The following is an 11,973-nucleotide window of genomic DNA, read 5'->3' as shown; positions in this document are numbered from 1 at the left end:
GCCGTCGACCAGTGGCAGGACGATTATTTGATGTGCTGGGTGGTGAGGCGAATGAGGGTTTTGGTGGTGAATTCCTGATTCTCACGCAACGGCAGGTTCTTCAAGGGAGATTCCGCTCGTGCTGCTTCCCTGTGGCCGCCTGCGGGGCCGAAGCGGCCGAAGGTCGTCTTGGCGAGTTTCCCGGCGTTCTTGCGATAGCCGTCACAACGGAAGATAACCACCAGCTTCTCCCCGTGGATGCCGGAAACAACAACCCAGTCAAAACCTTCCACTCGGTTGAAGAAATCAGCAATAATCACCAGGATATCAGGGGTGCTGACCTTGCCAAGATGGACATAGGCCCGGCGGTTGCTCGCCTTGACTTCATTGAGGGCTGTCCGAAAATAGCGGAGTTCCGAGCGACGCAACTCGGTGAGTTCAAACTTCCGCACCAGGTTGAGGTTGGCGATGCTGAACAGGTACCTGAAACAGATGCTGTCCGAGACCTGCATATTCTGTTTCTGGAAATTCTGAGTATCCACCTTAACCCCATAAAACAGGGCCGTGGCCAGGGCAACAGAAGGCTTGATGCCGGCGGCCCGAAGATATTCAACCATCATGGAGGCAACAGCTCCATATTCGGGGCGGATATCAATGAAGGCTGCATCCCAACCGGTGGTGACCGGGTGATGATCGATCACCGCGTTAAAGGTCATCTTTTCGAAACAGGCTAGGTGATTGGGCTGGGAATCGAGGAGAATTTTCTTGTTATAATCCTTCATCGACAGGGTGTGGAGCCGCTCGATGGGGATCTTCAGGCGCTCCACCATGGTCAGGTTATTGAGGCGGCGAATTTCATTAGGATAGCCGATGGTGACACTGTGTACCCGATAGCTGAGCAGACGCTTGAGCGCCATGGCCGAAGCAATGGCGTCGGGGTCGGCACTGATGACGATCAGGACGTTGTCGCTCCGCTCGAAGATGGCCCAGAGCCCGTTGAGGCGGGCCACAGCCGAATTCTTGCTGGCGCTGCGGGTTATGTTGTTATCAGCAATTTTTTCGAGTCGTTTCTGCATAGACAAAGATCAGAAGAAAAACACCACCGTCTCTTGAAGCAAACACAGTAAAAAGGGTCTTATCCGCCAAAAACGAACGGCCCGCTGTTCGATCCCGACCCAAACCAATTGTGCGGGTTGATGATACGACTCATCGGATGAACAGAGACTTCAGGTAAGCACTTCCTCTGCATTGCCTGTCTCAGATGACAATAAATGAAGAACACGGACGTGACAACTTACACAGAGACCGTCATAAGTGCAAGCGCCGTCTTTCCGGAAGTTAGGTATTCAGAGGGCGATTCCGGAGGCGCCGTATCCCTTGACTGAAACCGGCCAAGGGATTACTACAGGGGCAAGTAATCAGCCGCGTACACAGGGTGTGGCCAGCACAGGACCGCACCACCAGACGCGCCGTTCACCTCACAGCGTCGACAATCCAGAGAAAAACCCGATCCATGATACTGCTCTACCGTTACATCCTTGCCCATTTTATCCGTAATCTCGGGTTGATCATGGCCAGCTTCATCAGCATCTACCTGCTGATCGATTTTTTTGAGAAAATCGACAATTTCCTCGAAAAAGGTAAATCCGTTGAACTGATCGCCAAGTTTTTCCTCCTCAATATCCCTTTCATCATCGATATGATGAGTCCGGTCTGCATTCTTCTCGCCGGCGTCGTCACCCTCGGTGTCCTCAATCACAGCAACGAGCTCATCGCCCTCAAGGCCTGCGGCATCCCGCTTAAAAAAATCACCCGCCCGATCATCGGCGCGGCCATGGTGTGCATCCTGCTTTTTCTCGCCATGGCCCAATTGGTGCTGCCTAAGACCATCGCCGCCACCAACCACATCTGGAACCGAGAGGTCAAGGGCAAGGTGCCGCTGGGGATTTACCGCAGTGGCCGTTATTACTACCGGGGCCACGATGGTTTTTATTCTTTTGCCCGCCCAGATCCCCAAAAAAATGTTTTCAACAATTTCTCCTACACCACCTGGAACACGACCTACGAAACCCGCTCCTTGATCGCAGCGGAAACAGCGGTTTGGGAGAAAGGAGTCTGGACGCTCCACAATGGCCAGCTCCAGGATGCCGCCGGCAATCGCTTTACCACCCAATTGTTCAAGGACCGGCATTTCGATCTTCCCGAGCAGCCTGAGGATTTTTTTGTGCCGGCCTACCGGTCAATGGAACTCTCGCTGGTTGAGCTGTATAAAGAAACAAAAAACACCCGCTCCGATCAAGAAAGCAACAAGGCCTGGGCTGAATTTTACGGCAGAATCTCCTACACCTTCCTCGGCCTGCCCCTGCTCCTGCTGGGTTTGCCTCTCCTTCTCATAGTCTACCGCAAATGGGGTCGAGACCTGTCGCTGGCCATTCCGGTGAGTTGCGCAATGGCCTTTGCCTGTTGGGGTCTCTACACCACCTTGCAATCGTTGGCAAAAGCCAGCTATCTCCCGCCCTTGGCCGCAGCCCTGTCCGTGCATCTGGTGGTCGGATGCCTCGGTCTTTTTCTGCTGGTGCGTGAGGATACCTGATGCCCCGGCGTATCGGCATTGTCGGGGTTCCACCGCTCGCCGTCATCGAGGAGATCAACCGCGCGGGCGATGTCATCGTTGATCTTGACGAACCGCAAGTCCGGGCTCCCATCGACCAGACCGCCTCCCGCATCCCCCGGGTCTACTGCGCCATCCTGCGCACCGTGGTCCTCAACTGTTTGCATCTGCCGCTGGACTTGGTCTATATCGACGTTGGGCCGGGAAAATGTGACTGTGCGCTCCACGTCTCGGAAATCCTGGGGGACATGCTCAGCGTACCGGTCATCCGCACCCGCAACCAAGATACCCTCGCCTTTGGCCATCCGCTCTGCACCAGCCGTTTACCGTTGATGGAGAAGTTCACCCGGATCACCAGAGGGGTGCAATCAGCCCTGCCCTTTGCGGCAATGGAACGGTGCCAACCGAGTTGCGGCTTTTGGGGAGTCCCACCCAGGGATTTCTCGCTCCTGTCACCTTTCCCTGCCACCACCCATGTCTTTGGCTGGACCCGGTGCATGGAAAACAAGACCCCGGCTGACCTTGCCTTGGAACGTCTGTTTGACCCCACCATCCCCACCGTTTTCTTTTCCCAGTCCTTCTGCGCTAAATCAGCACTTGCCAAACATCTGGCAGCTCAGCATCCCCGGGCCATTGCGGTTGACTGTGACGTCAGCGCCGGCAGTTCCACCCGCGCCAAGATCGAAGCCTTCCTTGAACTCTCCGGCATTGAGCCGGACAACGGGGATCACGCCTGATGCTGCTGGCCGATTTTGGGACCTCGTACTGCAAAATCCTGGACACAAACGAAGAGGGCCCGCCCAGAATTGTCGCCACCCGGGCACTTGATCGCCAATTCCAGGCCGACCTGGCCACCGGTCACAACGCTGCCCTCAGAAGCCGGAAGAGCATCAATGAACTGACCGCTCTGGCCAGGGGTGGAAGACACTTGGTCGACCGCGCCGACTTTGTTCTCCTGGATTGCGGCAGCCGCGATATCAAGTTTGTCCGTTTTCGTGGCGGCGAGGTGGCAGATATGGGCTGGAATGCCGAATGCGGCGCCTCCATGGGGTTCACCATTGAGCTGCTCTCAACCTATTACCAGCTCGACTACGCCGCCATCCCGCCACCAGCCACCGGCTTTTCCATCACCTGCGGTGTCCTCGGCATGAGCCATATCTTCGACGCCGTTGTTTCCGGAGCCTCCGAGGCCGAGGCCGTGGCCAAGTTTGTGCGCGGCATTGCCCTCAACGCCCACCGCTTTGCCCATGAGCCCGAGGAAGTGTTTCTCTCCGGCGGCCTCTGCGCCAATCCGCTCTTTGTCGCCAGCTTCCCCTGCCGGGTCCATCCGCTGGGGCGATTTGTCCTGTTGGAAGGGTTGCAGGCGACACTGCAGGAACACCCGTTTGTGACCCGTCCTCTCCGGGAAGCAGAATAAAAAAAATCCGGCCATCGCAGGGCGATGACCGGATTCAAACAACCAAAAGAAGAGAGGAGAAAAGGATTCTTACTTTTTCTTGTCTTTTTTCTTCTCTTTCTTTTTATCCTTTTTCTTCGACTTTTCGTTTTCCTTGTCTTTCAAAGGACAACTGGAACACATCTTTCCTTTTTTCAGGTAACTTTCGCAGCATTTGTCCTTTTTTTTCTTGTCTTTGCCCATGGTACGCCTCCTGCTAAAACCAAGGATGAGAAAATACCCGCTGTTCCGGGCCGGTAAAAAACAGGTTCAAAGCTACAAGTTATGACCGGCGTCAAGGGCTGAGAAGGAACCCTATTCTTTTTTCTCTTTCTCTTTTTCCTTCACCGGCGGCTGGATCTCAAGCAATTCAACCTGGAACACCAGCATGGAGCCGGGCTCGATCACTGGAGGGGCTCCCCGGTCACCATAGGCAAGGTCCGGTGGAATATACAGCTCAAGGGTGGAGCCGGTTTCCATCAGCGGCATAGCTTCCTGCCAACCGGCAATCACCTGATTCACCTGAAAGACGGCCGGTTCGTTGCGCTTGTAGGAGCTATCGAACTCTTTACCATCAAGCAGGGTTCCCTTATACTGAACTTTGACGGTATCGGTCGGGGTCGGCTTAGCGCCTTGGCCTTTTTTGACCACCTTATACTGCAAACCGGATTTGGTTTCGACCACCCCTTCCTTGCCCTTGTTCGCCTTCAGGAACTCCTCGGCAGCCTTGCGGTTCTTCTGCACCATAGCCACGGTCTTCTGCATCTGTTTTTCCTGCTGACGTTTGGCAAACGTCTGCTGAATCGCGGCGGCGTCCTCGGGGGTCAGCAACGGTTTATTGCCGTTATACCCATCATTGATGCCCGCCTGCAGGACATTCAGGTCAAATTTTTCTTCCAGGCCCTTGAAATATTCGCCAAGATCAAGGCCCATGGCATAACTCAGTTTTTGCTCGTCCGTTTTCAGCTCAGCCGGCTGATCAGCCGCGATAGCCGTCCCTGCCGTAAACAGCAGGGCAAGCAAGCCAGACACATACAATTTCATACATTTCTCCTTGTTAAAGTGCTTGAGGGAATAAAAAGGCGTCCATCGGCCGACCTAAAGTCAGGTACACCGGCCCGGTTCGCCAAATTGAGCCTATATAAAAAAAAACGGGTGGATTGAAACCGCTCTCCGCCCTGCCGTAGCGCTTACGCGGGCTAGCGCTCTTTGGATATTACTTACTAAGTAATCACCCTTTTGCGTTCGGTGTCCACTCTTTTTGCAACCAGTAGCGAAATTTTAGAGTTTTCTTCTATCGATAACCCGCTTGGCCTTGCCTTCGGATCGCTCCAGGGTCTTCTCCTCGACCAGTTTGACGTCCACGTTCACGCCCACTTCCGTCGCAAGACGGCTTTTGATGCGGTCAATGACCATACGCTGTTTCTTCATCTCGTCAAAAAAGATCGATTCCATCACCTCGACCAACACCGTGATCTTGTCGGCATGGTTTTCCCGCTCGACAATGATCTGATAGTGGGGTTCGGTCTCCTCCACTTCAAACAACACCTTTTCGATCTGAATGGGGAAGACGTTGACGCCCTTGATGATCAGCATGTCATCGGTCCGCCCCATCACTCGCTCCATCCGCTTCAGGGTGCGGCCGCAGGGGCAAGGCTCGGTGAGGAACCGGGTCAGATCCCTGGTCCGGTAGCGGATCATGGGAAAGGCCTCCTTGGTCAGGGTGGTGATCACCAGTTCCCCTATCTCGCCTTCCGGCACCGGCTCGAGCGTGGCCGGGTCGAGGATCTCAAGGATAAAATGATCCTCGTTGATGTGGAGGCCGTTGCACTGCTGGCATTCACCGGCAACTCCCGGCCCCATGACCTCGGAGAGGCCATAGTTGTCGGTGGCGATGATGCCAAGTTTCTGATTGATCTCATGACGCATGGCCTCGGACCAGGGCTCACCGCCAAACAGGCCGTAGCGTAGCGACAACCCGTTGGGATTGATGCCCATCTCCATCATCGTGTCGGCCATGACCAAGGCATAGGAGGGAGTGCAGACCAGGGCAGTGGTCTTGAAATCCTGCATAATCTGGATCTGCCGCTTGGTATTGCCGGCGGAAATCGGGATGACCGAGGTGCCGATCAGCTCGGCGCCGTAGTGAAGGCCGAAGCCGCCGGTGAACAGACCGTAGCCAAAGGCGATCTGGATGACGTCGTTCTTGGTGACCCCGGCGGCGGTAATGACCCGGGCGACCAGGTTTGACCAGGTCTTGATATCGTTGCGGGTGTAGCCGACCACGGTCGCCTGGCCGGAGGTACCGGACGAGGAATGCACCCGGACCACGTCGCGCAGCGGCACGGCAAACAAACCGTAGGGATAATTATCGCGCAGGTCCTGTTTGACGGTGAACGGCAGCCGGCGCAGGTCGTCCAGGGTCCGGATGTCGTCGTAGTTGAACTTAAGCTGTTCGAACTTCTTTTTATAAAAGGGGACATGGGTGCCCACCCGATACAGCGTGGACTGCAACCGCTCCAACTGGAGCTGTTCCAGATCCTCCCTGGTCATGCATTCTCTTTCCGCTTCCCAATACATTTGCTGTCACTGTGTTGAAATAATGTAAAGACGGCAACTGGCTCCAGGCCGGACGCCGCATTGTCCCGTCCCTGCGGTCAGGCGATTTTTTCCCGCCCCAGATACGCTCGCTGCACATCGGAATTGGCCAGGAGATCCAGGGCTGGCCCTTGCACGATGACCTTGCCGACCTCAAGTACATAGCCGCGATCGGCAATGCCCAGGGCGGCCTTGGCGTTCTGCTCGATCAACAACACCGTGTTGCCCTCCTGCCTGATCCGGCGGATGATCTGAAAAATATCACGGACGATCAAGGGAGCCAAACCGGTGGACGGCTCATCCATCATCACCAGCCGCGGTTTGGACATCAAAGCCCGGCCCATGGCCAGCATCTGCTGTTCGCCGCCCGACAGGGTGCCTGCCAGTTGCCGCCGCCGCTCCCGGAGGATGGGAAACAGCTCGTACTGATGTTCCAACTCCTTGAGCACTGCGGCCCGGCCCTGCTCCTTTTGCAGGACATAGCCGCCGAGCAGCAGGTTTTCCTCCACCGACATTGGGGCAAAGACCTGCCGTCCCTCGGGGACCAAGGCGCAGCCGGAAGCAACAATCCGGCCCACCGTAGCCCGGGTACAGGATTGCCCCAAGAACCCGATCTCCCCCTTCATCGGTTTGATCAGGCCAATGATGGTATGCAGCAGGGTCGTTTTGCCCGCTCCATTGGCGCCGATCATGGTGACGATCTCACCGCCGTCGACATGGAGGGAGATGTTCTTCAGCACCCGTAATTTGCCGTAGCCGGCATCAAGATTGCGAATCTTCAGCATGCAACACGTGTGTCCGCGGAAGGTACGTTGACGAAGCCGGTGTTCAGCTCTCGTCATCCTCTCCCAGATAAATTTTGATGACTTCGGCATTTTTCTGGATATTGGGCGGCGTATCCTCGGCTATTTTGCTGCCGAAACTCAGCACCACGATCTCATCGGAGATATCCATTACCAGGGACATGTCGTGCTCGACCAAAAGCACCGTGATGCCCATGTCCCGGATCATGCAGATGAGCCGGGCCACCTCGGCGGTTTCATAGATATTGAGGCCGGCTGCCGGTTCATCAAGCAAAAGCAGCTGCGGCTCGGCGGCCAGGGCCCGGGCCATCTCCACCGCCCGCTGCTGCCCAAAGGCAAGACTGGTGGCCTCGATATCAGCTAAATCGGCGATCTGCAAGAGTTCAAGCAGCTCCATCGAGCGCTCGCGGTTGGCCCGCTCTTCTTTCCAAGTTGACGGCAGGTTGAACATCCCGGCAAAAAATCCGCTCCGGCTTTGCACGTGCCGCCCCACCATGACGCAATCCAGGGCGGTCATGCCGTGAAAGAGCTTGATATTCTGGAAGGTCCGGGCCATACCGAGGCGGGCGATCTGGTGCGTCTTCTTTCCCTGGATTTCCCTGCCGTGGAAGGTGATGGCCCCTGCGCTGACCGGCAGATTGCCGGCAATCAGATTGAACAAGGTGGTCTTGCCGGCGCCGTTGGGGCCAATCACCGCCTTGATATTGCCTGGCGCCACCTTGAAACTGACGTTGTTGACCGCGTGCAGGCCACCGAAGCGTTTATGCACCCCGTTCAGTTCGAGCATGGCGGGTTGCGGGACCGGGGCGGCCATATCGCGCTGCTGAGCCTCGCTGCTTGATCCGTTCATGATTGTGGCCCCAGGAAAAGCCGTCGAAGGGCCGGCTTCAAACGCAGGCTCAAAATACCCTCGGGCGCAAAGAGCATGACAAAGATCAGAATCAGGCCGAACACCGCGTCGTCATAGACGCCGAACACGCCACGCAGGGAGAGGAAGGTCAACCCTACTCCCATGATCAGTGCGCCCCAGAGATTGATCATGCCGCCCACCGCCACCAGAGCAACGTAGCGCACCGACTTCATCACCGAGGCCTCGCTTGGCCCGATGCCGCCGTTGAAATGGGTGAGCAGCACCCCGGCGACGGAGGCATAGACCGCGCTGAGGACAAAAACCCGAAGTTTGAAGCGGGCGGTTTCAACGCCACAGGCCTCGGCCGCCTCTTCTGAGCTGTGCAGGGAGCGGAGAGCCCGGCCGACCCGGGAACCTATCAAATTGAGCAACAGTCCCATCCCCAAAATAAGGACGGACCAAGCCAGATAGAAGTTGAGTACCCGGTGATCGGCGTCGCCACTGATCACCAGTGGGCCAAAGCTGCCCAAGGCCGGCAGCAGGGTGAATCCGGGCACCTCGGAGATGCCGTCGGCCTCACCGAAATAGGGGGAGGCCAGAAAGATCCGGTAAATAATGGTGCCAAAGCCCAAGGTGGCCATGGCCAGATAATGGCCCTTGAGTTTCAACACCGGACCACCGATGACCAGGGCGACCAAGGCCGCGACCGCAATCGCGAGCACACAAGCGGCCCAAGGCGACACCGTCAACAGGCGTGCACCGTAAATATCCTGGCCGGTTACAAGCAGACCAAGACTGCCCAACCACTGGACCGCCCAGACGTCTTGCCACATCATCAGGTTGCGGGTGGTCAGGGCTGCGGCCAAGTAGCCGCCAATGGCGAAAAACCCGGCGTGCCCAATGGAAATTTGGCCGGCATAACCCATCAGCACCCCGAGGCCAATAACCACCAGGCCGTAATAAGCGGCCATGGTCAGTTGGGTCAGATAGAATTGGGTCCCGGTGAGCACGGTCAGCAGGTGCAGCCCGACCATCACCAGGCACAGTGCGGCCAAGGAGCAATTTTTCCGGGTCTTCATCAGAAATCCTTCAACCGCGCCGCTTCACTGGAGCCAAACAGTCCATGGGGTTTGACGAATAAAATGATCAAAAGAATGGTAATCGAGATGGCGTCCTGAAAGGCAAGCGGGACCACGGAAACGGAAAACGCCTCGAGAATCCCAAGGAGGATACCGGCCGCCACCGCCGCCATGGAGTTGCCCAAGCCTCCGAGAATGGCCACGGTAAACCCCTTGATTGCCAGCGAGGTGCCGGAATCATATTGGGTATAGGTGATCGGTGACATCACACAGCCAGCCAGGGCGCCGATGCCGGCGCTGAGCATGAACGACAGCGTCACCATGTTACGGGTGTTGATGCCGCAGAGCAAGGCCGCCGTCCGATTGGCGGCGCAGGCCCGCATCTCCCGGCCAACCGGCGTGGACTTGAAAAAGAGGCTCAGCCCCCCCATCATCACCGAACAGGCCACGATCACCCAGACCACCTGAGGCGAAATGTGGACGCTGCCCACGGAAAAGGTGGTGATCTCGTTGCCGTAAAAATAGGGCAGGCTGCGGATGGACTCGCCCCAGACGTGCAGGGCTAGCTCGCGCAGCAGGATCGAAATGCCGATGGTGATGATGACCATCCGCAAGACCGACGGGCTTTCCAGCCAGCGGATGAACAGCATCTCGATGGCCGCACCGATCCCCATGGTAATCAGCACCGCCGCCGCAATCGCATAGCCCAGCGGCATGAATTGCATCAGGGAAATGGAGAGCATACCGCCCAGCATCACAAACTCACCCTGGGCAAAATTGATAATGCCCGTAGTGTTGTAGATGATGTTGAAACCAATGGCGACGATGGCGTAAATCGAGCCGTAGGTGATGCCGGCAAAGAGGTATTGAAAAAAAAGATCCAGACTCATGAGTACCAAGGGACCCGGCGGGTATCAACCGATACCCGCCGAGGCAGACTTCACTGCTTCTGATAGAGGATGAATTTGCCGTCCTTGACCGTCAGCATGGCAAAGGAATCAATGGTGAGTCCGTTGTGGTCCTGGGGGGAAAAGGTGAAGATACCGCCGACTCCGGCAAAGTTCTTCAACCCCTCCACCGCGTCGCGCACCTTGGCCCGGTCATTGCCGCCCTGCTTGATCGCGGCCGCCACCATGTTGATGGCGTCAAAGGCATAGCCGCCGAAGGCGGAGGCGTCTTCTTTGTACTTGGCCTCATATTCGTTCTTGTACTGGCTGAGCAGAGCCTTCTGGGGATGGCTGGCGGGCAGGGTATCGACCACCAGCAGGCGGCCGCAGGGAAAGATGATGCCCTCGGCAGCGGCTCCGGCGGCTTTGGCGTATTCAATGTTGCCAAAGCCATGACTCTGGAAAAGCGGCGCCTGCCAGCCGGCCTGACGCATATTTTTGGCGATGATCGCCTGCGCGGGCACCACCGACCAGTTGATGACGGCCTGAATGGAGGCGTCGGCTTTCAATTTGGCCACCAGGGCGCTGAGGTCGGTGGCCTTGCTGTCATAGGTTTCGGAGGCCACCACCTTGATGCCGAAGGCAGGCGCCATTTTCTCCAACTGCTCCTTGCCGGCCTTGCCGAAGCCGTCGTTGCCGGAGGCAATGGCAATGGTGTCGATCTTGAGCCGTTGCATTTCTTCAAAGATCATCTGGGCGGCAAACGAATCTTTTTGCGGGGTTTTAAAGACGTAACCGGCCACCGGATTGACAATCACCTCGGCAGCGGCACAGGAAATAAGCACTGTTTTGCCGTCCTCGGCAACTTTTTTCACGGCCATGGACTCGCCGGAGGTGGACGGGCCGATGATCGCCACTACCTTGTCCTCCTCGATCAACTGCTTGGCGAAGGAGACGGCCTTTTCTGAGCTGCCAGCAGAATCCTTGACGATCAGCTCGATGGTGTCACCGTTGATGCCGCCCGCCTTATTGATCTTCTCCACCACCATCTCCGCGCTCCGGGCCTCGGGACCACCGAGAAAGGAAGCCGGTCCGGTCACGGCGAAAATCGCTCCCACCTTGATGGTTCCAGCGGTCGCACCGGAGAGCGTCGCAGCCAGCACAAGAGCAGCGGAGGCACACCCTAGTGCCCATCGTTTCATACTGCTTTTCATGTTTCCCCCATTTTTAATTGTGCACATCAAATAGAAAAAGCCGCGCCGCCGGTCGTGGTGATGCCGCGGGGTGGCCGTACCGCTAAAGGGCGCAGATTTGGGCGCCGGTCAGCAGGGTGAACCCCCTCTCCTGCAAAATTTCTATCGCCTTATCCATCTCGTCGAAGCGAAAAATCAAAACCGCGTTGGCCCCGCTCTTGTTGACAAAGGCGTACATGTATTCGACGTTCAGCCCGACTTCGTTGACCACTTTGAGCACACTGGCCAGTCCGCCGGAACGATCCGGCACCTCGACCGCAATCACATTGGTCTTACCGACGGTAAAACCACCAGCGCGCAAGGCCTCCTTGGCCAGGTCGACCTTGTCGACAATCAGACGCAGGATGCCGAAGTCGGCAGTATCGGCCACGGAAAGAGCCCGGATATTGATGTCGTTCTCCGCCAGGATCCGGGTAATTTCCGCCAGACGACCGGATTTATTTTCGAGAAAAACCGCAATCTGTTCTACACGCATGAG

Annotated in this window: 13 protein-coding genes; 3 read left to right on the top strand and 10 right to left on the bottom strand. The window is 56.8% G+C overall.

The window, feature by feature from the left end; translation table 11 throughout:
• Positions 1-23: 23 nt before the first annotated feature.
• Positions 24-1,055, bottom strand: a complete 1,032-nt coding sequence (locus ACHZCX_RS14135) for a DHH family phosphoesterase (protein WP_319587856.1) — start codon at positions 1,053-1,055, stop codon at positions 24-26.
• Positions 1,056-1,492: 437 nt separating this feature from the next.
• Here ACHZCX_RS14135 and ACHZCX_RS14130 point away from each other — a divergent pair, with 437 nt between their 5' ends.
• From ACHZCX_RS14130 to ACHZCX_RS14120, 3 genes are read left to right on the top strand one after another with little or no spacing between them, the layout of a single operon-like run.
• Positions 1,493-2,572, top strand: coding sequence for an LptF/LptG family permease (locus tag ACHZCX_RS14130; RefSeq protein ID WP_319587855.1), 1,080 nt, complete (start codon positions 1,493-1,495; stop codon positions 2,570-2,572).
• Positions 2,572-3,327 carry a hypothetical protein gene (locus ACHZCX_RS14125; protein WP_319587854.1) on the top strand — a complete coding sequence of 252 codons (756 nt, stop codon included), beginning with the start codon at positions 2,572-2,574 and terminating at the stop codon, positions 3,325-3,327. Before ACHZCX_RS14130 ends, ACHZCX_RS14125 begins: the two co-directional genes overlap by 1 nt.
• Entirely contained in the window at positions 3,327-4,007 is a 681-nt protein-coding gene (locus ACHZCX_RS14120; protein ID WP_319587853.1) for an ATPase, read from the top strand. The genes ACHZCX_RS14125 and ACHZCX_RS14120 overlap by 1 nt, the downstream gene beginning before the upstream one ends.
• A gap of 69 nt (positions 4,008-4,076) precedes the next feature.
• On the opposite strand, the gene ACHZCX_RS14115 is transcribed toward ACHZCX_RS14120, so the two are convergent.
• From ACHZCX_RS14115 to ACHZCX_RS14075, 9 genes are all read right to left on the bottom strand, one after another.
• Positions 4,077-4,229 carry a hypothetical protein gene (locus tag ACHZCX_RS14115; RefSeq protein ID WP_319587852.1) on the bottom strand — a complete coding sequence of 51 codons (153 nt, stop codon included), beginning with the start codon at positions 4,227-4,229 and terminating at the stop codon, positions 4,077-4,079.
• Positions 4,230-4,340: 111 nt separating this feature from the next.
• A complete protein-coding gene (locus tag ACHZCX_RS14110) occupies positions 4,341-5,069 on the bottom strand; it encodes an FKBP-type peptidyl-prolyl cis-trans isomerase (RefSeq protein WP_319587851.1) in 729 nt (242 codons plus the stop codon).
• Between the two features lie 237 nt (positions 5,070-5,306).
• Positions 5,307-6,605 (bottom strand): phenylacetate--CoA ligase, encoded by a 1,299-nt coding sequence (locus ACHZCX_RS14105; RefSeq protein ID WP_319587850.1) that lies wholly within the window; start codon positions 6,603-6,605, stop codon positions 5,307-5,309.
• 77 nt (positions 6,606-6,682) lie between these two features.
• Positions 6,683-7,408, bottom strand: coding sequence for an ABC transporter ATP-binding protein (locus tag ACHZCX_RS14100; RefSeq protein ID WP_319587849.1), 726 nt, complete (start codon positions 7,406-7,408; stop codon positions 6,683-6,685).
• 43 nt (positions 7,409-7,451) lie between these two features.
• Positions 7,452-8,213: an ABC transporter ATP-binding protein gene (locus ACHZCX_RS14095; RefSeq protein WP_394708836.1), complete on the bottom strand. Its 762-nt coding sequence runs from the start codon at positions 8,211-8,213 to the stop codon at positions 7,452-7,454.
• A 59-nt stretch (positions 8,214-8,272) separates the two neighbouring features.
• Positions 8,273-9,355: a branched-chain amino acid ABC transporter permease gene (locus tag ACHZCX_RS14090; protein WP_319587847.1), complete on the bottom strand. Its 1,083-nt coding sequence runs from the start codon at positions 9,353-9,355 to the stop codon at positions 8,273-8,275.
• Entirely contained in the window at positions 9,355-10,245 is an 891-nt protein-coding gene (locus ACHZCX_RS14085; RefSeq protein WP_319587846.1) for a branched-chain amino acid ABC transporter permease, read from the bottom strand. Before ACHZCX_RS14085 ends, ACHZCX_RS14090 begins: the two co-directional genes overlap by 1 nt.
• Positions 10,246-10,295: 50 nt before the next feature.
• On the bottom strand, positions 10,296-11,444 hold the full coding sequence (locus tag ACHZCX_RS14080; RefSeq protein ID WP_319587845.1) for an ABC transporter substrate-binding protein: 1,149 nt from the start codon (positions 11,442-11,444) through the stop codon (positions 10,296-10,298).
• 94 nt (positions 11,445-11,538) lie between these two features.
• Positions 11,539-11,970 (bottom strand): ACT domain-containing protein, encoded by a 432-nt coding sequence (locus tag ACHZCX_RS14075; RefSeq protein ID WP_319587844.1) that lies wholly within the window; start codon positions 11,968-11,970, stop codon positions 11,539-11,541.
• Positions 11,971-11,973 lie beyond the last annotated feature (3 nt).

The sequence above is a fragment of the uncultured Desulfobulbus sp. genome, from assembly GCF_963662935.2.
Lineage (GTDB): Bacteria > Desulfobacterota > Desulfobulbia > Desulfobulbales > Desulfobulbaceae > Desulfobulbus.
The sequence above is the reverse complement of the archived record's forward strand: the minus strand, read 5'-3'. Positions and strand labels throughout refer to the sequence as shown.